This window comes from Blautia sp. DFI.3.45 (genome assembly GCF_020593505.1).
Taxonomy (GTDB): Bacteria; Bacillota; Clostridia; order Lachnospirales; family Lachnospiraceae; genus Blautia_A; species Blautia_A wexlerae.
In genome coordinates this window covers 26,713-50,561 of the sequence record NZ_JAJDMI010000027.1, presented here as the reverse complement: position 1 = coordinate 50,561, position 23,849 = coordinate 26,713, and the positions used below count along the sequence as shown (strand labels likewise).

The following is a 23,849-nucleotide window of genomic DNA, read 5'->3' as shown; positions in this document are numbered from 1 at the left end:
TCGGGTGAGGGCTTGACCAAGAATCGCAGGAAGAATGAATCTCAAGGAAATGTCAGCATGTATGTAGTTTTGAAGATACAATGAGAAACCAGCTAACAGTTAGCTGGTTTTTTTGTATGTAAAAAAAATATTCCGAGTTTATAGATAATCCCCTTGTTGTTACGTTAATCGCAAAATTATTTAAGATTAATTTAGCGGTTAAAATAACAACAAGGGGATATTGTAATCGAAATTATTTATAAAATAATTCGATAATCTTTAATCCTACATCTACAGCAATATCCATTCCTTCAACAGTAATGTGTTCATAAGGTCCATGATAAGCATGTCCTCCTGTTCCGAGATTCGGGCATGGGAGACCCATAAAGCTTAACTGGGCGCCGTCTGTGCCTCCGCGGATCGGGGTGATAAGCGGCGGGATATTGCATTCCTTGCATGCTACAGTTGCATGCTCGATTAGTTCCATGCAGGTGTCGATAATTTCTTTCATATTTCGGTACTGTTCTGTGATGGTAAGTGAGACAGTTCCCTTTCCCCATTTTTCATTTAAAATTTTAGTGATGTGTTCCATAGTTTTCTTACGGACATCAAAAGTAGTTGCATTGTGGTCACGAATGATATATTCGAGAGCAGCGTGTGAGACATCTCCCTTTATGGAATAGAGATGGAAAAATCCTTCATAGTCTTCCGTATTTCTTGGTGTGTCAGCGGAAGGGAGCATGGAATTGAATTCCATGGCAACAAGTGCTGCGTTGACCATTGTATTCTTAGAAGAACCTGGATGTACGTTTACACCGGTAAATTCTACTACTGCTTTGGCAGCATTAAAGTTTTCATACTGGATTTCACCTTCTGTATCACCATCAAGTGTATAAGCAAAATCAGCTCCAAATTTTTTTATATCAAAATGGGCTGGTCCCATTCCTATTTCTTCATCCGGGGTAAATGCAATACAGAGGGGACCATGCGGAATAGTATTGTCATTGAGGGTCTCAATCATTGTCATGATCTCGGCAATTCCGGCTTTGTCATCTGCACCGAGGATGGTGGTTCCATCGGAAGTAATGAGAGTTCTGCCTTTTAATGTGGAGAGATGAGGGAACATTTTCGGGGAGAGAATTCTGCCGCTGGTTCCAAGTGCAAGGTCTTTGCCGTCATAATTCGGAGTGATAACCGGAGTAACCGGATGATCGCAGAAATCAGAGACTGTATCCATGTGAGCGATAAAGCCCAGTTTTTGGCGGGATTCATATCCTCTGGTTGCCGGAATATGTCCATAGACATAGCAATGTTCATCTACATCGGCATCTTTCACACCCAGTTCCTTTAATTCTTGAACCAGCAGTCTGGCAAGGTCAAACTGATATTGTGTAGATGGGGAAGTACCGGTTTCTTCACTGCTTGGAGTGAATACTTTTACATAAGATAATAAGCGTTCGTATGCTTTCATGAATTAATCCTCCTGGTATTGGGCTGAGATAGATATTTATCTTAGCATTGTATAGTAAGTATAACATGTTATGGAGTTTACGTAAAAATATTTCTTGTCAGTAGTCAGTAGCTCTGTTTCTCAAAAGAGAGCAGGGATCATCGCTAAAAATTATTCTGAAATATTTCAAAAAAATGTCGAGGTAAAAAAGAATCTAAGTGATAGAAATGAATACAGGTATTATATATATTTATAGCTTATACTTCGTATTACAAAAATAAAATGAAGTATTTAAGTGTTTGTAAATTTCAAAATGAAGTGAAATAAAATGTAAAAACGTCAAATCAACCAAAAAATTGGATGTAATCAACAAAAAACACACGCCAAAACGTGGAAATATACAAAAATATTTATAGATATTTACTTCACTGAAACAGAATGCTATATTCTAATCAACAAAAAACTTCAAAGTGAAATTAAATAAATGAAGTAGAAATGGAGTGCACGCCATATGAATGATTTATTTGTTCGCATCAGATTTTTGTTACCGTCGTTACCAAGAGCAGAGAAAGCAATAGCATCTGCATTACTTGAAAACCCGGAAGCAATTACACATTTAACGCTTGCAGAGATTGCAAGAGAATCAGGAAGCAGTGAAGCATCAATTATCAGATTCTGTAAAAGAATGGGATATGATGGATATTCTTCTATGAAGGAGGATTTCATCAGAGCTTTGGCAGAAGGAATGGAAATTCATTCAGAAGATATTAAAGTATCAGACGATATGAAGACGATTTTGAAAAAGGTTTATCAGAGTAATGTACAGATGTTGAGTGATACATTAGTTTTGGCAGATGACGAAAATTATGAAAAAGCATTGGATGCTCTTCTTAAAGCCAGAGAGATACATTTCTTCGGTGTTGGAGATGCCTTTGCAGTATGTCAGCTGGCATACATGAAATTTGGAAGATTGGGGATTCCGTGTTCCGTACATAGTGACGTAATGCTGCAGATGATGACTGCAGGCAATCTTACAAGTGAAGACGTTGCGTTAGCTGTCTCTTATGAGGGTAGATCCAGAAATGTAGTAGAGGCAATGAAAATCGCAAAAGAGCGAGGTGCAGTTACAATTAGTATTACAAAAATGAATAAATCTCCTCTTCTCAGATATACAGATATCAGTTTATTTACGGCAGTAAATGACCTGACAGTGGGAAGAGATAAAGTAACCAGAAGAGTTTCAGATCAGTTTATATTGGATGCACTTTATCTGGGATATACGACGAAAATAAACAAAGGTTATAAAAAACAATTTCAGAAAATTCAGACAGTAATTGACTGTAATAAAATATAAACGAGGTGATCAATAATGTGCATTATAGCACCGTCCTTACTGGAAGCAGACTATAAATGCCTGGGAGAACAATTAAAAACAATGGAAAAATCCGGAGCTGAATATGTTCATATAGATGTAATGGATGGAAGCTTTGTACCGAATCTGGCATGTGGAATGAAAATGATTCATGGATTGAAAGGTGTAGCTGATCTGGTATTTGATGTTCATCTGATGGTAAATGAACCTGTTCGATTTGTAAAAAGAATGCAGGAGGCTGGAGCTGATGTAATATCTGTTCATTATGAGGCCTGCAGCAATGTAGCAGAAACTTTAAAAGAAATAAAGCAATGTGGAATTCGTGCAGGAATTGTTCTGAATCCGGAAACCTCGGCAGAAGTTCTTACAGAAGAAATCTGGAAGCTTGCAGATGTGATACAGGTTATGACCGTTCATCCGGGAAGAGATGGCCAGCACTTTATTGAAGATACACTTGACAAAATAAAAGATATCAGAAGACGGTCAACAGATACCGGAGAGTGGAAAGATATAGAAGTTGATGGAAGTATCAACTGTGGGAATATAGGAAAAGTAATAAAGGCCGGAGCAAATATCATTGTTTCAGGAAAGGCATTATTTAATGGAAATCTTGCAGAGAACATTGCCAATATGAAGCAACAGGCAGCCATGGAGGAATAAGATGAAATACGTAATTGGAGTGGATCTGGGAACCAGTGCGACAAAGACGATTCTGGTAGATCAGAATGGAAAAATCGTAGCCGAAGCGTCTGTCAAATATCCAATGTATCAGCCTGAAAACGGATGGGCAGAACAGGATCCATCAGACTGGTCAGAAGCAGCGATTTCAACAATTAAAAGTGTAGTTGAAAAAGGTCAGGTTAATGGAAAAGATGTGCGGGGAATTGGAATTTCTGGTCAGATGCATGGACTTGTGATGTTGAATGAGGAGAATCAGGTTATAAGAAGATCCATTATCTGGTGTGACCAGAGAGCTACGAAGCAGGTAGAGGAAATGCTGGAACTGCCAATGGAAAAATGGATGAAGATCACAGCGAATCCGCCAATGGCAGGATGGACGGCAGCAAAGATCCTCTGGATAAGAGAAAATGAGCCGGAGCTTTTTGCAAAGTGCAGACACATTATGCTTCCAAAAGATTATGTCCGCTTTATTCTTACTGGTAAGTATGCGACAGATGCATCAGATGCCAGTGGAATGCAGATGTTAGATGTAAAAAACAGATGTTGGTCGCAGGAAATTCTTGATTTTTTGAAAGTAGACAGAGAACTTCTTGGAGATGTGTATGAATCACCGGAAGTTGTTGGAAACCTTTTACCGAAAATTGCAGAGAAGTGTGGATTATCAACAGAAACAGTTGTGGTTGCCGGAGGAAGTGATAATGCCTGTGCAGCAATTGGAACAGGTATTGTAAGAGAGGGGCAGGCTTTTACAACAATAGGTACTTCAAGTATTGTATATACTCATCTGAAAAAATATCAGGAAATTCCTGAAGGTGCACTTCATTTGTGCTGCTGTGCAGTGCCTGGGTGCTGGCATACAATGGGAGGTCCTCAGTCGGCAGGTCTTTCGATTGAATGGATGAAAAATAATTTCTGTCGGGATTTGATTCAGAAAGCAGAAGAGGAAAATGTATCATTTTATGACAAGATAAATGAACTTACAAAAGATATTCCGTTAGGAAGCGAAAGATTGATTTATCTGCCATTTCTGATGGGCGAAAGAACACCTCATATTGATCCCAAATACAGAGGTGCATTTATCGGACTGAATATCATACATGGACAGGCACATATGCTTAGGGCAATTATGGAAGGCGTTGTTTATTCCCTTGCAGACTGTAATGAAATCTTGAAGAAACTGGGAACAGAGGTTGTGTCCATGCGTGCATGCGGAGGCGGAAGCAGAAGTCCTGTATGGAGAAAGATTATGGCAGATCTTTATAAATGCGATGTACATACATTGAAGCAGGAAGAGGGACCGGCATACGGTGCAGCAATTCTGGCCGGAGTTGGAGCTGGAATTTATTCTTCGATACAGGAAGCATGCGATGCTTTTATTGAAGAAGATGGAATTACTGAATGCGATTTGAAAGAAGCAGAGGAATACGAGAAGTTCCATAAAATTTATGATAGATTTTATGAGAACATAAAAGAGAATCTACATGCTCTCTATGAGCTTTAGACAAAAACTATATAAATTATTTAAAATCAGGAGGACTTTACAATGAAAAGAAGACTGGTAACAAAACTTATGATGGCAGCAGGCGTAGCAGCAATGGCAGTAACAACAATTCCGGCAAGTGTTTTTGCAGCTGAAGATGGTGGACAGACTTATGGAGTTACATATTGGTGTGAATCGGATTTCTTTAAAACAGTTGCAGATTCCATCACAGAAGAAGCAGAAGCTGATGGAAATAAAACAGTTGTAGTGGATGCTCAGCAGGACAGCGCAAAACAGATTCAGATTATTGAAGACTTTATTGCACAGGGTGTTTCAGCAGTATTTTTAAATCCAGTTGACAAAGATGCAATTGAACCTGCACTGCAGAAATTAGACGAAGCAGGGATTCCAGTAGTAAACTTTGATACTTCTGTATCTAATCTTGATCTGGTTGGTTCTTATGTTGCAACTGATAATTATCAGGCTGGTGCACTTTGTGCAGAAGCAATGATTGAAGATTTCCCGGATGGTGGAGAAATTGCAGTTCTTGATTATCCTGCAAACAATGCCTGCAACGATCGTGAACAGGGATTCCTAGATACAATTGAAGGAAAAGGATTTGATGTTGTGGCAACATTTGATGCAGAGGGAACTGTAGAAAAAGGACAGACAATCACAAGTGATATCATCCAGGCTAACCCAGATATAAAGGCAATCTTCTCCATTAATGACCAGGCTGGTATGGGGGCATATGCAGCACTTACGACAGCTGGAAAAGAAGTATATGTTTACGGTGTTGATGGTGCTCCAGAAGCTAAGAAAGTAATTGCTAAAGACAACAGCATTTATCGTATGACAGCAGCTCAGTCCCCGATTACAATTGGTAAAGAGTGCTATAAGGCAGCTAAAACTCTTATCGCAGGGGAAAAACCGGAAGAATTCGAAGTAGATGTACCTGCATTTGCAATTGATTCTTCAAATATTGATGAATATTTAGACGCTGACTGGCAGTAAATCTGAGCGGGTGCAGCGTAGGCTGCACCCATTTTTGCCCCATATAGAAAAAGGTGGGAAATGTTTGTTATTTAGAGGAGAAAATTTATGGCACATTTATTGGAAATGAAAAATATCTGTAAGTCTTTTTCCGGAGTTTCTGTGCTGAAGAACAATCACTTGGAACTGGAAGCAGGTGAGGTTCATGCTCTCTTAGGTGAAAATGGTGCCGGAAAATCTACATTGATTAAAATTCTCGGTGGAGTTTATACAAAAGACAGCGGACAGATTCTGGTTGATGGACAAGAAGTAGAAATTACAGGTGTTGAGAGCGCAAAAGAGCACGGAATTCGTATTATACATCAGGAACTGATGTTGATTCCAGATATGACAATTTCAGAAAATATTTTTATTGGACAGGAACCAAAAACAAAAGCAGGTACTGTCGATAAAAAGAAAATGAATGAAATGGCGCAGGGATTTTTGGATTCTATGCACCTTGATCTGAAATCAACTCAATTTATCCGAGATTTAAATATTGCACAGCAGCAGATGGTAGAAATTATTCGCGCTATTTCCTTTGGCGCAAAAATAATCGTTATGGATGAACCGACTTCATCTTTGACAGAAAATGAAGTAGATGCTCTTTTTGAGGCGATCAAAGCTTTAAAAGCAAAGAATGTTGGAATTATTTATATTAGTCATCGAATGGCTGAATTGGATGCAATCACTGATCGTATCACAGTTATGCGAGATGGTGAATATATCGATACAGTAGTTACAAAAGAGACCACACATGATGATCTGGTGGCGCTCATGGTTGGAAGAAAACTTGGAGATTTGTATCAGAAACATGAAAACTATTCAGATGATATTATTCTCAAGGTAGAAAAACTTGCTTCTGGAAAAGAAGTAAAAAATGTTGATTTTGAACTGAGAAGAGGAGAGGTTCTTGGGTTCTCAGGACTGGTTGGATCCGGACGAAGTGAAACAATGGAATGTATTTTTGGACTTCGTCATAAGGATAGCGGACATATTTATATTGAAAATAAAGAAGTTGATATTAAAAATGTAAAAACTGCAATAAATGCAGGAATCGGACTTGTTCCGGAAGACAGAAAGCAGTCAGGAATTTATCCGATCCAGGGAATACGTTTTAATGCAACGATTGAAATATTGGACAAATTTTTGAAAAAAGGCCGATATAACAGGAAGAAAGAAATTGAACTTGCCAGAAAATATGTTGATGAAGTTATGCAGACAAAATATTCCTCTATAGAGCAGGAAATAGGAAAGCTTTCAGGAGGTAATCAGCAGAAAGTTATTATCAGCAGATGGCTTCTGGTCACAGAAAAAATTCTTATTCTGGACGAGCCGACAAGAGGCATTGATGTAAAAACAAAATCAGATATTTATCATCTGATTGATGATCTGACAGCAACAGGTTTATCAATTATTTTCATATCTTCGGAGATGCCGGAGCTGATCAACATGTGCGATCGTATTGTGGTAATGAATCAGGGACACACCACAGGAATATTGAACAGAAATGAATTTAATCAGGAAAAAATTATGGCGTTTGCGACAAAGGAAATAGGGTGACGATTATGGAAAATAAAAACTGGAAAAATTTATCTGTAATACAGACAATTAAATCTAATATGGGTATTCTTGCGGGACTGGTTATTCTTTGCGTTGTATTAAGTTTTACAACCAGCAGTTTTGCAACAGTTACAAACTTATTTAATGTAGTCAGACAGATTACAATCAATTTGTTTCTGGCATGTGGAATGACTTTCGTAATTCTGCTTGCAGGAATTGATCTTTCTGTAGGATCAGTAATTGCGGTTTCAGGATGTATCAGTGCAGGACTCATTTCATGGAATGGACTTCCTGTTTATGTTGGTATCCTTGGAGGAATCCTTGCTGGAGTTGTAATTGGTCTTATTAACGGTTACATTGTTTCTTCTACAAATATTCCGGCATTTATCGTTACTCTTGCAATGATGAATATCGGTCGTGGTATTGCCCGTGTTTATACAAAGGCTCAGACAATTTCTGTTCTTGATGACAGCTATACTTTTTGGGGAATGGGTACTATCTTTGGAATTCCGATTCAGTTATATTGTATTGTTGCAGTAATTGCAGTTTCTTCTTTTATCCTTAATAAAACAAAATTAGGCCGTCATATTTATGCAGTTGGTGGTAATAAACAGGCTGCTGAATATTCTGGTATTAATGTAAAAAAGGTTACATTTTTCGTATTTGTATATAGTGCGTTACTTGCATCTTTAGCAGGAATCCTTACAGTAGGACGTACTTTTACTGCAATGATGACACTGGGAGACGGAGCTGAAATGGATGCGATTTCTGCAGTTGTTCTTGGTGGAACAAGTATGAACGGAGGTCGTGGTACCATCGCAGGAACTGTTATCGGTGCAATTGTAATCGGTGTTCTGAAAAATGGTATGAACCTTCTTGGTATTGACTCTTCCTGGCAGTATATTGTACAGGGTATTGTAATTCTGATTGCAGTTTATATTGACTGGTTTAAACAGACCGGATTCAAATTTTCCAGAAAAATAAAAGCCTGAATAAAAAAGGCAATGGAAAAGGAGATGATAGAAATGGAAAATTCAATTATACTGGAGGAAATTCTTGAAGAATTGACAGAAAATGCAAAACATATTTCTTCTTCTTCACTTGAAAAGTTTGCTAATGAGATTATTAAAGCTAGGCATATTTTTGTAGCAGGAGCTGGACGTTCTGGGTTTGTAGCAAGAGGGTTTGCAAATCGCCTGATGCATTTGGGGTTGGAAGTATTCTTTGTGGGAGAACCGACAACACCGGCAATTGAAAAAAAAGATCTTCTTATTATCAGTTCAGGTTCAGGAGAAACTGACAGTTTGATTGTTATGGCAAATAAAGCAAAAAAAGCAGGAGCATCTGTTGTGACAGTAACAATTCATCCGGAAGCTTCCATTGGCAAGGTATGTGAAAGCTGTATCGTAATTCCGGGTGCAACTCCAAAGAGTAACCTGGAAGATACAAGTGAATCTGCTCAGCCTATGGGAAATGCGTTTGAACAGATGAGTTGGATCGTTTATGACGCAGTTATTATGATTCTTATGAAGAAACTTGGAAAAACAGAAGAAGAAATGTTTAAGAATCATGCAAATTTAGAGTAGGTGGCATATATGGAGAAAAAGATTAAATTTGGCTGTGTGGCATGGGGACTTCCTGGTGGTGGATATTTTGGACCACAGATTGCAAAGGAAGCTGGACTGGATGGAATTCAACTTGAACTTGGAAGTTATGAATGGGGTTATCCGTTAGCTCAGAAACAGGTTCAGGAAGCGTATCTTGAAGAGGGAAACAGGTTAGGAATCGAATATCCGTCTATTGTTCTTAATGATGTGATGGATCATGAATTTATCCATGGAAAAGATACAGAGAATGGAAAGATCGCGTATGACCAGATGGAACTGGCAGTTCAGGTAGCGGCAGAAATGGGAATATCCAAGATCATGGTTCCAAACTTCCTTGGAAATCTGATTACAGAAGAATCTCATGTAGAAGCAACAAAGGATGCACTGAGATTTATCTGTGAAAAAGCGATTAGGAAAGATATTACTGTTATGACAGAAAATGCGCTGGATTATAAAGAACAAATTCAGCTGCTGAAAGAAATCCGTATGCCGAATCTGACAGTACACTTTGATACACAGAACTTCAAATTTAATTTTAATATGAACCAGTGTGAACAGCTTGAAGGTCTTTATCCGTATATGGATAGTCAGCTTCATGTAAAAGATGGTATCAATGAACCAGGCGGCTGTCTGCTGGGAGAGGGAAACACAGATTTCTTCCCTCAGATGGAAATCCTGAAAAAACATGGCTATGAAGGATGGATCATCATTGAGAATTATTATAACCTGCTTCCGTTGAGAAAATGTAATGAGCAGAATCAGATGCAAATTATAAATAAGGATTTGGAAACGCTGAGGACTGTATGGGGCGTTTGAGAAAAATATTTCTTGCATTTTGTAAATAGTTATGATATGATGCTGCTCAAAGAAAAGGGAGTAGCGGCCATCGTTATGAAGAACTGGACTTGTTTTTCCTATAAATGGTACATAAATGCGTCAGAACGGCAGATTAAGAATGCCCGCATTATGATATAATCGGCAAGACTTTTGTTTTAGACATTAAGAGAAGAGCTCATGTTATGTCTGAAATGAAAGTCTTTTTCTTTTCTTCAGAAATTTTTAGAAGCAAAAAATTTAATTATGTCAAATGGTGAAACGGAGGAGAAAAGTGAACGAAAGAGTAAATCCATTTAAAAAATTACAGAAGCCGGGAAAACATGTGAAACGTATTGTAATAGGAGCAGCAGGGTTGGTGATTATTGCAGGGCTTGCAGGAGATGCTACCTATCAGATCCAGGAGCAGGAACAGGCAGTATTGACAACTTTCGGAGTGCCGAAGGCAGTGGCAGAAACAGGACTGCATTTTAAGCTTCCTTTTATACAGAAAGTACAGAAAGTAAATACAACGATCCAGGGATTTCCTATTGGATATAGTATGGGAGATAATTCGGTGGTTGAGAATGAGGGCATTATGATTACCTCGGATTATAACTTTATTGATGTAGATTTCTTTGTTGAGTACAGAATTTTAGAACCGGTAAAATATCTTTATAATTCAGAGGAACCGGAAGATATTCTGAAAAATATTTCTCAAAGCTGTATCCGTACAGTAATCGCAAGTTATGATGTGGATGAAGTGCTTACCACCGGAAAAGGTGAGATCCAGAGTAAGATTAAAGAAATGATCCTGAAGCAGATGGAGGAACAGGATCTGGGGATTCAGCTTGTGAATATCACAATCCAGGATTCAGAACCACCCACACAGGAGGTTATGAAAGCATTTAAAGCAGTAGAAACTGCCAAGCAGGGAAAAGAAACTGCTTTGAATAATGCCAATAAATACAGAAACGAAAAGCTTCCGGAGGCTGAGGCAGAAGCAGACCAGATCATTCAGGATGCTGAGGCGCAGAAGCAGGTAAGGATTAATGAAGCAGAAGCTGAGGTTGCACGTTTTAATGCCATGTATGAGGAGTATGTCAAGAATCCGGAGATCACAAAGAAGCGTATGTTCTATGAGGCAATGGAAGATGTGCTGCCGGGAATGAAGATTGTGATTGATAATGGAGATGGAGTGCAGAAGGTTCTGCCGCTAGATTCTTTTACAGGGAACAGTTCAGAGAATCCGGCAGAGACACTGAACACGGATCCTGCTCAGGACACACAAGATTTAAATGATTCTGAGAACGAATAAAGAAATGACAGAAAATATTTCATATAAAAAGTGTTTTGGTAAATGAAATACGAAAGATAGAGATATAATTTGGAAAGGACTAATTTATGAAAGGTAAGAAAATTGGAATATTAATTGGTGTGTCTGCAGTGGTTGTAGCTGTCGGAGCGTCGGTAACAGTAACTCAGCAAAATGAATATAAGCTGATCCGTCAGTTTGGTAAGGTTGACAGGGTGATCAGCTCATCGGGAATCAGTTTTAAGATTCCATTTATAGAGAGTACACAGTCATTGCCAAAGGAAACACTGCTGTATGATCTGGCAGCATCTGATGTAATTACAAAAGATAAGAAAACGATGATCAGCGACAGCTATGTTCTCTGGAAAATCAGCGACCCGCTTAAATTTGCACAGACATTAAACTCTTCTGTGGAAAGTGGTGAAAGCCGAATTAATACTGCTGTGTATAATGCCACTAAAAATGCGATCAGCAGTATGTCACAGGATCAGGTGATCACAAGCCGTGACGGAGAACTGTCTGATATGGTTATGGAGGCAATAGGAACAAACATGGATCAGTATGGAATTGAGCTTCTTAAATTCGAAACCAAGCAGCTGGATCTGCCGGATGATAATAAGGAAGCTGTGTATGAACGAATGATATCTGAACGAGATAATATTGCAGCGACTTACAAGGCAGAGGGAAACTCTGAAGCAAAGGTGATTCGAAATAAAACCGACAAAGAAGTAGCAATCCAGATTTCTGATGCTAAAAAACAGGCAGAGATCCTGGAGGCGGAAGGGGAGCAGGAATATATGAAAATTCTTGCGCAGGCTTATGGAGAAGAGGACAGAAGTGAGTTTTATTCATTTGTGAGAAGCCTGGATGCGCTGAAGACATCTATGAAAGGTGAGGACAAAACAGTGATACTGTCTGCAGATTCACCGATCGCTCAGATCTTTGAAGGAAAATAAAAGAAAGTAACAATAATACACTCTAATTTTTCACCAAATAAATGGAAGATAGACATAGAAGATAAGGAATGTTATAATTTTTTTACAAAGAAATCCTGAAGCAAAAAATGTAAGTACAATCTGGAAATAATATACAGAGAAAACGGAGGGATAGAAAATGCTGACATGTATCAGATCAAAACGGCAGAGAGATGCAGCGGAGTATGCTTTACGAACTATTCAGTCATCATGCATAAGGCCTTATATTAAGACAATATATCTGTATGGCAGTTGTGCACGGGGAGAAGAGAAATATAGCAGTGATGTTGATCTGTTTCTGGAACTGTCAGAGTCATTCCGCTCCCGGCCGGAACTTAAAAAATATCTTTATCTTCTAAAATCAGAAGTATCCTCTGAGGAATTGGATGATGCAGAAACGGATCTGAAAATTGTAGTTGGCGATGACTGGAAAAGAAACAAAATGCTGTATTATACAAATGTGCGAAAGGAAGGAATTCAGATATGGCCTTGAACAGTTATTTTGATTTTGCAGAAAATGATTTTCAATATTTTAAGGTCTCTTATGATGCGGGGATAGTGGCAAATATGATGGGTGCCATGGCACAGGGAATATGCGAAAAATATATGAAGCATCTGATCTCAGAATACTATAAACCGGATGATGCTATGCAACAGAAAGATTTTGAAAATATTTTGCGTACACATAGTCTGAACAGACTGATGAAATTTCTAAAAGGAAATATGGGAGCAGAGTTTTCAAAAAATACGCAGACACATATGAGAATGATAGATGGTTTTTATTTTTCAACCAGATATCCTGGTGACGATAGCATAGAGATAGATGGTGATGATGTGGAAACCTGTAATGATGCAATAGAATTGTGCAGAACAGAAGTTTTAGAGTTAGAACGAGAATTAAAAAAGTGTGAGGTATAAACAGAAATTACGTTACGTAACACAGAAAATCTACTATGAATATCGTTGATACTGTATTTGAAATGAAAGACGGCAAGATCTCATGAGCCTGATCTCAGAGAATAGAAAAGAGGCTGTTACACTAATTGCTTATGTAGTGTGACAGCCTTGTGTATTGTGAACTGAGAATTTGTTACTGAAACGTAAGGAATAAATTTTCAAAAGTAGTGTTGATGTGTCGAAAACTATTGATTGACGGAACAGCATGCGTTTGTTACACTGAATTTATATATCTGAGTTCCAGACCAGCCGGTCATCTATTTCCCTTTATGAAAGCATGTACGAAAGATAAAGATTATCCGATTTATGATATTTGTACAAATTGGGTATTCAAACATTGTTACCGTATGTTAGAATAGAAGTGAGGTATCTAATGAATAATACGATATTTGATGATGTATTTCGTACAATGATTGAGAAAATGCCATATCTGGCAGTACCTTTGATTAATGAAGTATTCCATACTTCTTATCCGGAGAATGTACCGATTGTGCAGTTGCGCAATGAACATCAGCAGGAAAACGGAGAGATTATCACGGATTCCTGTTTAAAGATTGCTGGTAAATTGTATCATATTGAATGTCAAAGTGTAGACGATACAACTATGGCAATTCGTATGATAGAATATGATTTCTCCATAGCAATCGAAAATGCACAGAAACAGGGACGCAAATACAGGATGGATTTTCCAAAGTCCTGCGTATTATATTTGAGAAGCGGAAAGAATACGCCGGATTTTCTGGAGATAGAGATGGTGCTTCCGGATGAGAACATAGTACATTATCGGGTTCCGACAATGAAACTGGAGACATATACGAGAGACAGTATTTTTGAAAAAAATTTACTGATGCTTCTGCCGTTTTATATTATGCGATATGAAAAGGATATTCATGAAATGAGTGAGAATCCGGAAATGTTCCAGAGTTTGCTAAATGACTATGAGGAAATCCGGATAAATCTGGAAAGAGAACTTTCAGGAGCAGATAAGACGGCTTTATACATGAATTTAAATAAACTGATCATAAAAATAGCGGACTATATATGTCAGAATGAAAAGACAGTCCGGAAAGGAATAGGTGAGATTATGGGTGGAAAAGTTCTTGAACTGGAATCTGAAAGGCTTGAACGGCTTCAAAAAGAGGCGGAAGCAGAGGCAAAAGCAATTGGAGAAGCAAGGGGCAGAGCAATTGGAGAAGCAAGGGGCAGAGCAATTGGAGAAGCAAAGGGCAGAGCAATTGGAGAAGCAATCGGCGAAGAACGGTTAAGCACTTTGCTTAATCGTTTGATTATGGATGGAAGAAGTGCAGAAATACAGTCTGTTGTGACAAACGCAGAGACTCGAAAACGGTTATATAAGGAATATGGAATTCTGTCAGAATAGATATTAAATAAAACTATAGTATTACTTTTTATATGTGAGTTAAGGGATGAAATTTTAGAGATAAAATGCAACTTGACGAACGATATGAATGTGGATATAATAGGTTCAGAAATAAAAAAATTGGAATTTTTAACCGGATTTGACCGGCCCTGATATCGCTAAGGAGGAACATGTTATCATGAAAATCGGAAATGATATTTATTATGTAGGTGTAAATGATCATCAGATAGATCTGTTTGAAGGCCAGTATGTAGTGCCAAACGGTATGTCCTATAACTCATATGTGATCATGGATGAAAAGATTGCAGTTATGGATACCGTAGATGCTAATTTCAAAGATGAATGGCTTGAAAATGTAGCCAGAGTTCTGGACGGTGCGAAACCGGATTATCTGGTAGTACAGCATATGGAGCCGGATCATGCCGCAAATATCGAGAACTTCATGAAAGCATATCCTGACACAACCGTAGTTGCAAATACCAAGACCTTCACTATGATGGGAAATTTCTTCAGAAACCTGAATCTGGACGGAAAGAAACTGGTGGTTGCAAACGGTGACAGTCTGACACTTGGAAAACATGTGCTGACTTTCGTATTTGCACCAATGGTTCACTGGCCGGAGGTTATGGTTACCTATGACAGCACTGATAAGGTTCTGTTCTCAGCAGACGGTTTCGGCAAATTCGGAGCACTTGACGTAGAAGAAGACTGGGACGGCGAAGCACGTCGTTACTATATCGGAATCGTTGGAAAATACGGTGCACAGGTTCAGAAGCTTCTGAAAGCTGCCGCAACTCTGGATATCCAGACAATCTGTCCGCTTCATGGTCCAATCCTCACAGAGAACCTGGGACATTACATTGAGAAATATGATATCTGGTCCTCCTACAAAGTAGAGAGCGAAGGTGTTGTGATCGCCTATACATCTGTTTACGGAAACACAAAGAAAGCAGTAGAACTTCTGGCACAGAAACTGGAAGAAAAAGGATGCCCGAAAGTAACTGTATTTGACCTTGCAAGAGATGACATGGCAGAAGCAGTGGAAGATGCTTTCCGTTACGGCAAGCTGGTACTTGCCACAATTACATACAACGGAGATATTTTCCCGTTTATGCGTACCTACATAGAGAACCTTACAGAACGTAGCTACCAGAACCGTACTATCGGTCTCATCGAAAACGGAAGCTGGGCACCTGCAGCAGCAAGAATCATGCAGGGAATGTTTGAAAAGAGTAAAAATATCACATGGCTTGAAAATAATGTAAAGATCACTTCTTCCTTAAGCGAAGCAAACGAAGCAGAGATTGAGGCTATGGCAGAGGAACTTTGCAAATAATTGATAATTGTAAACAGCAGGATCGAAAGATTCTGCTGTTTTTCAGAATAAGATAAACCCGGTTACTGAGAACGGAGTGCACAAGTAACTAAACCCGTAAGAGAAAGGCAGGAACAAAACATGACAGTAGCAGAAGTTGTAAAAAAAATGGTAGAGTATTCCAAGGGAGATCTTCATGACATCAGCCATTTCATGAAAGTATACGCATATGCAAAAACAATCGCAGAAGGCGAAAATCTGTCACCGGAGCAGCAGAAGCTGGTGGAGGTGACTGCGGTTGTCCACGACATTGCCTGCCCTCTCTGCAGAGTAAAATACGGAAATGCCAACGGCAAACATCAGGAAGAAGAAAGTGCGGCACTGCTAGAGGAATTTTTCGCAGATTCAGATCTGCCGAAAGAATTTGTAGATCGTGTTTCTTATATTGTAAGTCATCATCATACAATAACCGGAATCGATGGTATTGATTATCAGATTATGATAGAGGCAGATTATCTGGTAAATGCAGATGAGAGTAATTTTTCCGGAAACAATGTGAGAAACATGCTGGAAAAAGTATTCAAAACAGAGACAGGAAAATTCCTGCTCCAGTCTATGTATCAGAAGAGATTGAATGCTGAAGAATAAAAGGAAAACATTAAGAAAGATTATGAGTGATAAAAACCGGTGCAGAAATGTGCCGTTTTTTTTTGTGGGAAAATTCAGGGCTTATAATTTGTTTGTATTACAATTATATGCGGATGAGAGGTTATAATAAATATAAAAAATCTCACACCTGAAAATTTAGTTAAAAGATATGAAACTTTTCTTTATATTTCCCCATCTAATAAGTGTAAAACAAAACAACAAAGCTTCATTCGAATGAAACATATTTGTAAAAACATAAGAGCTACTGGACATGAAGTAAACAGTAACACATAAAACTTTAAGCAAGGAGGATCAGCATTTGATACAGTTGGTAAAACGCTCCATCTCAGGAGATGCGGATGCATTTCTGGAACTGATGGAAAAGAATTCTCTGGCAATGTACAAGGTGGCAAGGGGAATCCTGGATAATGATGAGGATGCCGCAGATGCCATACAGGATACCATACTTACCTGCTTTGAAAAAATACATACACTGAAGAATCCGGAATATTTCAAAACCTGGATGATCCGTATCCTGATCAATGAATGCAATAAAATCCACAGACACTACAAAAATTTCAGCAGAGCCGAAGAACTTCCGGAAGTCCCCGGACAGGATATGTCCATTGAGGAATTTGAGTTCAAGGAAATGCTTGGAATGTTGGACGAATCCTACAGGATCATACTGGTTCTGTATTATGTAGAGGGATTTCGGATCGCAGACATTGCTTCTATATTAAATATGAATGAAAACACCGTAAAAACCAGACTGGTCAGAGCCCGTATGCAGCTAAAGCAGGAATATACTTCAGCAGAAGATAATATTCAGAAGAAGAGACTGCAGCAGAAAAAAAAGAAAAACAGAGAATTCACAGGTATAGCAGAAGGTTTGCAGAATATCAGAATGAAAATCTGAGAACAGGATCAGTAACAGCAGGAAACATAACAGTAAGTTCAAGAAAGGAATGAAGTGATCATGGCGAAGAAGTTGGATTTTGATAAAGAAAAGAATAACAGAAATGACAATGTGATAGAGGAAATCATGCAGGCAGATTTTCCGTTGCCAAAGCAGGCAGAAGATGCAAAAAACGAAGCATTTTCCAGAATCAGAGAAATGGCAGCAGCTTCTGGACATACGGAAAATACAGAGAATATGGTGCAAAGATTACAGGAGAAATCAACAGAAAAATCAACAGGAAGTTCCGGAAAGAAATCAGCCGGAGAAGCAAAATCGCACAAGAAATTTAAGGCAGTATACAAAACAGCTTTGGGACTGACTGCAGCTGCAGCTGTATTTTCAACAGTATGTATCACAAATCCGGCATTTGCAGAGAACATCCCTCTGGTTGGAAATGTATTTAAGCAGCTCGGTAATTCCATGGGATTTTATGGCGATTATTCGAAATATGCAAAGCAGTTGACAGATTCTGCAGAAGATGGAGAGTTGGCAGATACTGATGAAAGTCAGGAGGACGGAGGTAATCCTCAAAGTGCTCAGGCTGAGGATCAGAATACAACAGAAAATAACAATGCAGATAAAACGAAAGACAATGAATCATACAGTAAAACAGTAGATGGAACAACTGTCACGCTTTCAGAAGTATACTGTAATGAAATGGCTCTGTACTTGTCCATGACAATCCATACAGAGGATAAATTTCCGGATACATTCATTACACCTGATGGAAAACCCAATATTAAGCTCAGCGAGAATTCTACAGTGAAATATGATTACATGGATGAAAAAAGTAATCTGTTCAATGCTTATCTGGATGGAAAAATGCTGGATGATAACACCTATGCAGGAGTTTTGCGTATTCCTGTAGAAGATATGACAGTGGATGAGGCAGGATGGACAAAATTTTATGAGGTGCGTAATGCATTTTTCAAAGAAAAAGGGATTGATGTAGATTCTGAGGATTTTAGTTTTGACAAGTTAGCCCAGACACTGGGAATGGATGAATACAGTGATGAGAAGCTTCCTCAGGTGGGAGGTCCGGCAATCAGCGATTATGTCAAAGACATAAAAGTACCTGACAGGTTTACCATGGAGATGGATCTGAAAGATATTGTGGGTACTCTTCCGGATGACCAGGATACCACTCCGGATATCCCTCAGGATCTGTGGGATGAATATAATCAGAAAATGGCAGAGCATGGAATCAGCACAGATGATGCAGATTATGAAAGCCTGACAGAAGAGCAGAAGAATCTGGAACATCAGTTTTTCACTGAGATGTGGAATGAGTATTATGAACGATATCCTGAGGCAAATGAAGGTAATAACAGATATAACTCATGGACACTGAAGGGTGACTGGAAGTTCAACGTAGATGTAGAGAAAAATACTTCTGATACGGTTGAAAAGGATGTAAATGTGGTGGATGAAAATGGAGACGGCGTTCTCTCCATTACGAAAACACCATTTGAAATTACTATGAAAATGCAGGATCCGGAAACAAAATATGTTGCTGTTATGCTGGATGCCAATGGAGATATACTGCCAGATGGCGGAGTGGCAAACGGTAATGCGGGCACCTATGCAATACAGGACAGGGATATTTCAACAGTATATATCTATCTTTGTGATTACTATGAGTATATGGATGAGCTGAAAGGCTACTACTGGTCCGATGACTACGAAGAAAAAGCAAAGACCAAGACCTTCAAACAGCTCCTGGATGAGCGGGCAGTTGCCGATACAGAAGTACATTTTGATACAGATAAATAATGATATAAAGCTCCTTTTTGCCCTTGATATCAGATGATAAAGTCCCGTAACTGAAACAGCATCTTCACAATTTTCTGCAGAAAGATGCTGTTTTAGTTATTTTGATAAAAAAAGGTCAGAAAAACAGTAGAATCTGAGCCGAGTTAATGTTACAATGTAGGCGTCTCAAAAAAAGAGTGCAGAAGGGAGCCAAAACAAAATGGACTACGCAAAAGAATCTTTAAAAATGCATTATGACTTAAAAGGTAAAATTGAGGTTGTATCAAGAGCCAAAGTAGATTCCAAAGATGCTTTAAGCCTTGCTTACACACCGGGTGTTGCTCAGCCTTGTCTGGAGATTCAGAAGGATGTAAACAAGAGCTATGATCTGACAAGACGTTGGAATACAGTTGCTGTTGTAACAGACGGAACCGCGGTACTTGGACTGGGAGATATCGGACCGGAAGCAGGTATGCCTGTTATGGAAGGTAAATGTGTACTCTTTAAAGAATTTGGCGGTGTAGATGCGATTCCGCTCTGCGTCCGCAGTAAAGATGTTGATGAGATCGTTAAGACAGTAAGCCTCCTGGCAGGATCCTTTGGAGGAATCAATCTTGAGGATATTTCCGCACCAAGATGCTTTGAAATCGAAAAGAAACTGAAAGAATGCTGTGATATTCCGATCTTCCATGACGATCAGCACGGAACAGCAGTGATCACACTTGCAGGTGTTATCAATGCGCTGAAACTGGTTGGCAAGAAGCTTGATGAAGTGAAGATCGTTACTTCCGGAGCAGGTGCTGCAGGTATCGCTATCATCAAACTGTTAATGTCCATGGGACTTAAAAACGTAATCATGACAGACAGAAAGGGTGCAATCTACGAAGGCAGAGAAGGATTAAACCCGATTAAAGAAGAGATGGCTAAGATTACAAACTTCAACAAAGAGAAAGGTACTCTTGCAGAAGTGATCAAAGGCGCAGACATCTTCATCGGTGTATCCGCACCTGGAACACTGACACAGGATATGGTCCGCTCAATGGCAAAAGATCCTATCATCTTTGCATGTGCAAACCCGGTACCTGAAATCTTCCCTGACGAAGCAAAAGCAGCAGGCGCAGCAGTGGTATCCACAGGACGTTCTGATTACCCGAACCAGGTAAACAACGTACTCTGCTTCCCGGGACTTTTCCGTGGTGTACTGGACGCAAGAGCATCAGATGTTAACGATGAAATGAAAGTTGCAGCAGCATATGCAATCGCAGGTCTGGTAAGTGACGAAGAATTAACAGCGGAATATATTCTTCCGGCAGCATTTGACCCACGCGTAAAAGACGCTGTAGCTAAAGCTGTAGCAGAAGCAGCAAGAAAATCAGGCGTAGCAAGAATCTAAGCAAATAGAATAATGAAGCCCTCTGTTTTCATGTGAGCAGCATGCAGACGGAGGGCTTTTTTGTGTTATAGGAAATTACTCCGTAATGTTCCTATAACACAAAAAGGCCCTCCGGGCAGGATCGCACTGCGACGGAGAGGAATTATGTCGCTGAAGCGACCCGCCGCAGTCGGAGAATCCTGCGAGCAGGATTCTTTTACATAATATCCAATCTGACCTCTAAAAAATTCAAAAAATTGGTCATTGAAATAATGACACATTTCGCGTATGATAACTTCAACATATTGATGCGTCAATATATAAAAAATCTGATAGTGAGAATCAAACAGGCAATCTGGCTTATTGATATGGGCCTTCTATCAGATCATATGAGAGGGGACAGTTATTATGAATACTCAGAACAGCACAATTACAAAACTTGCAGAGACAGCTCTTATGGCTGCGTTATGCTATGTATCTTTTACATTCCTGCAGATTAAGATTCCTGTACCGGGCGGTGATGCAACATCCATCCATATTGGAAATGCATTCTGCGTACTGGCAGCACTTCTGATCGGCGGTGTATACGGCGGATTATCCGGTGCCATCGGAATGGGAATCGCAGACCTGATGGATCCTGTATATATCACAGGCGCACCAAAGACATTTGTACTGAAATTCTGTATTGGCCTGATCACAGGTCTGGTAGCACATAAGATTGCAAAGATTAATGAAAGTACAGATAAGAAATATGTTTTCAAATGGAGTGTGATTGCTTCTGTAGCAGGTCTTGCATTTAATGTTGTGGCAGATCCGATCGTAGGATATTTCTACAAACAGTATATTCTCGGACAGCCTCAGGAACTGGCACAGGCACTTGCAAAAATGAGTGCTGTAGCGACATTATTCAATGCAGTTGTTTCTGTGATCCTGGTAGCAGTGATCTACAATGCAGTACGTCCGGTACTGATCAAAAGTCATCTGCTTACAGTTACCGGTAAGAAAAAAGAACAGGCAGCATAAACGGATACAAAATGAATAAGACATAATAAAACAGCATTTCGGGTGCAGAACCTGAAATGCTGTTTTATTATGTTGTAGAAAATTGCTCAGTAATGTTCCTGTAACATGATAAAGCTCTCCGGGCAGGATTAAGATGCATTATTTATAAGGACTGCTATAAGAAGATAGAAGATAGAAGATTGACATGACTTCACTCAGAAAACTAACTGATGTAATTGAGACTTCTGGTTATAGAAAGTCAAAATAGTATAAAAATTAGTCAAAATTTCAGAGGAGATTCCTGAATAATCGAGATATAATCAAATTACTGTAAAAAAATTGCTGCAAAAGACAAGAGTTTTTCTTGCTTCAGAAAATTTTTCTGTATAATCAATTGTGCAGGCATATAAAGAAAAACATTTAAAGAAAAACATTTAAAGGAGGATTTTTATAATGGGAATGCCATCATGGTTAGAAAACATCGTATTTTATGAAATTTATCCACAGACTTTTCTGGATACAGATGGGGACGGGATCGGAAATATCCAGGGAATCATCCGCAAACTGGATTATATCAAGAACTTAGGATGTGACGGAATCTGGTTAAATCCGTGTTTTGCTTCTCCGTTTTATGATGCAGGTTATGACGTGGCAGATTACAAGAAAGTAGCTCCGCGTTACGGAACAAACGAGGATTTAAAAGAACTGTTCCGGAAAGCTCATGAAAAAGGAATGAAAGTCCTGCTTGATCTCGTACCGGGACATACTTCTACAGATCATGAATGGTTCAGAGAATCCTGTAAAGCAGAGAAAAATGAATATACAGACCGTTATGTATGGACCGATGATATATGGGATGATTTCAAAGATGTAGGAAGTATCACAGGAAGTATTCGAGGATTTTCAGACAGAAATGGCTGCTGTGCAGTAAACTTTTTCTCTGTACAGCCAGCTCTGAACTTTGGCTTCGCAAGATGTGACAAAGAATGGCAGCAGCCAATGGACGCACCGGGACCTATGGCGACCAGAGAAGCGATGAAAGATGTTATGCGTTTCTGGATGTCTATGGGATGTGACGGATTCCGTGTAGATATGGCCGGATCTCTGGTAAAGAATGATGATGATCAGGAGGGAACGATTGCATTATGGCAGGATTTCCGTAAATTTATGGATGAAGAATTTCCGGAATGTGCGCTTCTTTCAGAATGGGGCGAACCGGGACATTCATTAAGAGGCGGATTCCATATGGATTTCCTTCTTCATTTCGGGCCATCTCATTATCTTGACCTGTTCCGTGTAGAAGAACCATATTTCTCCAGAAGAGGAAAAGGAGATATCTCTGAATTTGTCAAAACTTATGAAGAAAACTATGCAGCTACCAACAGAGAAGGACTGATCTGCATTCCATCCGGAAACCACGATATGGTCCGTATTAAAGAAACTCTGGATGATGAAGAAATCAAGATCGCATTTGCATTTCTGTTATCTGTACCTGGTGCACCTTTCATCTATTACGGTGATGAAATCGGTATGAAATATCTCTCAGGAATCAAATCTGTGGAGGGTGGTTTCAACCGCACAGGATCCAGAAGCCCAATGCAGTGGGATCACAGCGCAAATGCAGGATTCTCAAGCTGCAAACCAGAGGAACTTTACATCCAAATCGATCCTGATGAAGACCGTCCGACAGCAGAGGACGCACTTGCGGGAAAGAATAGCCTGTATGATGAAGTAAAGAAACTGATCGCAGTAAGAAAAGAACATCAGGCATTACAGAATACAGCACCTATGGAATTTGTATATGTAAAAGAATCTGCATACCCGTTAGTATACAAAAGAACCGGAAAAGATGAGACGATTTATATTGTACTCAACCCATCCGGACAGGATGTGGAATGTGATGCACAGATTCCGCAGCATGCGCAGTCAGTCTATTCCAATAATGGAGAAGCAGCTTATGCAGATGGTAAATGGAAAGTACCGGCAGCATCCGCTACATTTTTAAAAGTAGAAAATTAAAAAAAAACGGCAAAAGAGGAAGCAAGACTTCCGGCTTTTGCCGGTTTTATTATGTTATAAGATATTACTCCGTAATGTTCTGAACAGGAGCCTTTTATCTGTCTGGTGAAAGGAAAGAATTGCAAGTTATAGGACGCAACCCAAAGAGTATGCACTTTTTTGACCTCAAAGTAGCACTT

General features: G+C 39.2%; 21 protein-coding genes. 20 read left to right on the top strand and 1 reads right to left on the bottom strand.

The window, feature by feature from the left end:
• Nucleotides 1-232: 232 nt before the first annotated feature.
• Nucleotides 233-1,450 (bottom strand): peptidase T, encoded by a 1,218-nt coding sequence (gene pepT, locus LJE09_RS10865; protein WP_227311323.1) that lies wholly within the window; start codon nt 1,448-1,450, stop codon nt 233-235.
• Between the two features lie 490 nt (nt 1,451-1,940).
• On the opposite strand from pepT, the gene LJE09_RS10860 reads away from it, so the two are divergent.
• The 20 genes from LJE09_RS10860 (at nt 1,941) to LJE09_RS10765 (ending at nt 23,670) form a co-directional block, all read left to right on the top strand.
• Entirely contained in the window at nt 1,941-2,783 is an 843-nt protein-coding gene (locus tag LJE09_RS10860) for a MurR/RpiR family transcriptional regulator (protein WP_227311321.1), read from the top strand.
• Nucleotides 2,784-2,798: 15 nt separating this feature from the next.
• Nucleotides 2,799-3,461, top strand: a complete 663-nt coding sequence (gene rpe / locus LJE09_RS10855; RefSeq protein ID WP_022379840.1) for a ribulose-phosphate 3-epimerase — start codon at nt 2,799-2,801, stop codon at nt 3,459-3,461.
• A gap of 1 nt (nt 3,462) precedes the next feature.
• The gene (gene xylB / locus LJE09_RS10850; protein ID WP_022379839.1) at nt 3,463-4,983 is read left to right on the top strand and encodes a xylulokinase; all 1,521 of its coding nucleotides are present in this window, start codon (nt 3,463-3,465) and stop codon (nt 4,981-4,983) included.
• Between the two features lie 42 nt (nt 4,984-5,025).
• Nucleotides 5,026-5,976 carry a sugar ABC transporter substrate-binding protein gene (locus LJE09_RS10845; RefSeq protein WP_022379838.1) on the top strand — a complete coding sequence of 317 codons (951 nt, stop codon included), beginning with the start codon at nt 5,026-5,028 and terminating at the stop codon, nt 5,974-5,976.
• 87 nt (nt 5,977-6,063) lie between these two features.
• Complete coding sequence (locus LJE09_RS10840) at nt 6,064-7,557, top strand: sugar ABC transporter ATP-binding protein (protein WP_022379837.1); 1,494 nt, start codon at nt 6,064-6,066, stop codon at nt 7,555-7,557.
• A 5-nt stretch (nt 7,558-7,562) separates the two neighbouring features.
• A complete protein-coding gene (locus tag LJE09_RS10835) occupies nt 7,563-8,549 on the top strand; it encodes an ABC transporter permease (protein WP_022379836.1) in 987 nt (328 codons plus the stop codon).
• A 33-nt stretch (nt 8,550-8,582) separates the two neighbouring features.
• Nucleotides 8,583-9,143 (top strand): 6-phospho-3-hexuloisomerase, encoded by a 561-nt coding sequence (gene hxlB / locus LJE09_RS10830; protein WP_022379835.1) that lies wholly within the window; start codon nt 8,583-8,585, stop codon nt 9,141-9,143.
• Between the two features lie 9 nt (nt 9,144-9,152).
• Nucleotides 9,153-9,980, top strand: coding sequence for a sugar phosphate isomerase/epimerase family protein (locus LJE09_RS10825; protein ID WP_215680274.1), 828 nt, complete (start codon nt 9,153-9,155; stop codon nt 9,978-9,980).
• 292 nt (nt 9,981-10,272) lie between these two features.
• The gene (gene hflK / locus LJE09_RS10820; RefSeq protein WP_227311319.1) at nt 10,273-11,295 is read left to right on the top strand and encodes an FtsH protease activity modulator HflK; all 1,023 of its coding nucleotides are present in this window, start codon (nt 10,273-10,275) and stop codon (nt 11,293-11,295) included.
• An 86-nt stretch (nt 11,296-11,381) separates the two neighbouring features.
• A complete protein-coding gene (gene hflC / locus LJE09_RS10815; RefSeq protein ID WP_055058728.1) occupies nt 11,382-12,248 on the top strand; it encodes a protease modulator HflC in 867 nt (288 codons plus the stop codon).
• A gap of 157 nt (nt 12,249-12,405) precedes the next feature.
• Nucleotides 12,406-12,759 (top strand): nucleotidyltransferase domain-containing protein, encoded by a 354-nt coding sequence (locus tag LJE09_RS10810; RefSeq protein ID WP_008705807.1) that lies wholly within the window; start codon nt 12,406-12,408, stop codon nt 12,757-12,759.
• The gene (locus LJE09_RS10805; RefSeq protein ID WP_195278130.1) at nt 12,750-13,184 is read left to right on the top strand and encodes a HEPN domain-containing protein; all 435 of its coding nucleotides are present in this window, start codon (nt 12,750-12,752) and stop codon (nt 13,182-13,184) included. The genes LJE09_RS10810 and LJE09_RS10805 overlap by 10 nt, the downstream gene beginning before the upstream one ends.
• Nucleotides 13,185-13,596: 412 nt before the next feature.
• Entirely contained in the window at nt 13,597-14,604 is a 1,008-nt protein-coding gene (locus LJE09_RS10800; RefSeq protein WP_195278129.1) for a hypothetical protein, read from the top strand.
• A gap of 178 nt (nt 14,605-14,782) precedes the next feature.
• Entirely contained in the window at nt 14,783-15,940 is a 1,158-nt protein-coding gene (locus LJE09_RS10795) for an FprA family A-type flavoprotein (RefSeq protein ID WP_055151612.1), read from the top strand.
• Between the two features lie 120 nt (nt 15,941-16,060).
• Complete coding sequence (locus tag LJE09_RS10790) at nt 16,061-16,567, top strand: HD domain-containing protein (protein ID WP_008705803.1); 507 nt, start codon at nt 16,061-16,063, stop codon at nt 16,565-16,567.
• A 319-nt stretch (nt 16,568-16,886) separates the two neighbouring features.
• Nucleotides 16,887-17,483 (top strand): RNA polymerase sigma factor, encoded by a 597-nt coding sequence (locus LJE09_RS10785; RefSeq protein WP_020993416.1) that lies wholly within the window; start codon nt 16,887-16,889, stop codon nt 17,481-17,483.
• A 60-nt stretch (nt 17,484-17,543) separates the two neighbouring features.
• Entirely contained in the window at nt 17,544-19,298 is a 1,755-nt protein-coding gene (locus LJE09_RS10780) for a DUF4179 domain-containing protein (RefSeq protein ID WP_227311317.1), read from the top strand.
• A 199-nt stretch (nt 19,299-19,497) separates the two neighbouring features.
• Nucleotides 19,498-20,670, top strand: coding sequence for an NAD(P)-dependent malic enzyme (locus tag LJE09_RS10775; protein WP_008705797.1), 1,173 nt, complete (start codon nt 19,498-19,500; stop codon nt 20,668-20,670).
• Between the two features lie 387 nt (nt 20,671-21,057).
• A complete protein-coding gene (locus LJE09_RS10770; RefSeq protein ID WP_008705795.1) occupies nt 21,058-21,672 on the top strand; it encodes an ECF transporter S component in 615 nt (204 codons plus the stop codon).
• A gap of 432 nt (nt 21,673-22,104) precedes the next feature.
• The gene (locus LJE09_RS10765; protein ID WP_243262149.1) at nt 22,105-23,670 is read left to right on the top strand and encodes an alpha-amylase family glycosyl hydrolase; all 1,566 of its coding nucleotides are present in this window, start codon (nt 22,105-22,107) and stop codon (nt 23,668-23,670) included.
• The last annotated feature ends 179 nt before the right edge of the window (nt 23,671-23,849 follow it).

Bases quoted from the DNA above. Each gene is read 5' to 3' on its own strand.
- LJE09_RS10840 (WP_022379837.1), top strand. From the start codon at position 6,064: ATGGCACATTTATTGGAAATGAAAAATATCTGTAAGTCTTTTTCCGGA.
- LJE09_RS10800 (WP_195278129.1), top strand. From the start codon at position 13,597: ATGAATAATACGATATTTGATGATGTATTTCGTACAATGATTGAGAAA.
- rpe (WP_022379840.1), top strand. From the start codon at position 2,799: ATGTGCATTATAGCACCGTCCTTACTGGAAGCAGACTATAAATGCCTG.
- xylB (WP_022379839.1), top strand. From the start codon at position 3,463: ATGAAATACGTAATTGGAGTGGATCTGGGAACCAGTGCGACAAAGACG.
- LJE09_RS10780 (WP_227311317.1), top strand. From the start codon at position 17,544: ATGGCGAAGAAGTTGGATTTTGATAAAGAAAAGAATAACAGAAATGAC.
- LJE09_RS10825 (WP_215680274.1), top strand. From the start codon at position 9,153: ATGGAGAAAAAGATTAAATTTGGCTGTGTGGCATGGGGACTTCCTGGT.
- LJE09_RS10790 (WP_008705803.1), top strand. From the start codon at position 16,061: ATGACAGTAGCAGAAGTTGTAAAAAAAATGGTAGAGTATTCCAAGGGA.
- LJE09_RS10805 (WP_195278130.1), top strand. From the start codon at position 12,750: ATGGCCTTGAACAGTTATTTTGATTTTGCAGAAAATGATTTTCAATAT.
- hxlB (WP_022379835.1), top strand. From the start codon at position 8,583: ATGGAAAATTCAATTATACTGGAGGAAATTCTTGAAGAATTGACAGAA.
- LJE09_RS10835 (WP_022379836.1), top strand. From the start codon at position 7,563: ATGGAAAATAAAAACTGGAAAAATTTATCTGTAATACAGACAATTAAA.
- LJE09_RS10770 (WP_008705795.1), top strand. From the start codon at position 21,058: ATGAATACTCAGAACAGCACAATTACAAAACTTGCAGAGACAGCTCTT.
- LJE09_RS10810 (WP_008705807.1), top strand. From the start codon at position 12,406: ATGCTGACATGTATCAGATCAAAACGGCAGAGAGATGCAGCGGAGTAT.
- pepT (WP_227311323.1), bottom strand. From the start codon at position 1,450: ATGAAAGCATACGAACGCTTATTATCTTATGTAAAAGTATTCACTCCA.
- LJE09_RS10845 (WP_022379838.1), top strand. From the start codon at position 5,026: ATGAAAAGAAGACTGGTAACAAAACTTATGATGGCAGCAGGCGTAGCA.
- LJE09_RS10765 (WP_243262149.1), top strand. From the start codon at position 22,105: ATGGGAATGCCATCATGGTTAGAAAACATCGTATTTTATGAAATTTAT.
- LJE09_RS10775 (WP_008705797.1), top strand. From the start codon at position 19,498: ATGGACTACGCAAAAGAATCTTTAAAAATGCATTATGACTTAAAAGGT.
- LJE09_RS10860 (WP_227311321.1), top strand. From the start codon at position 1,941: ATGAATGATTTATTTGTTCGCATCAGATTTTTGTTACCGTCGTTACCA.
- LJE09_RS10795 (WP_055151612.1), top strand. From the start codon at position 14,783: ATGAAAATCGGAAATGATATTTATTATGTAGGTGTAAATGATCATCAG.
- hflC (WP_055058728.1), top strand. From the start codon at position 11,382: ATGAAAGGTAAGAAAATTGGAATATTAATTGGTGTGTCTGCAGTGGTT.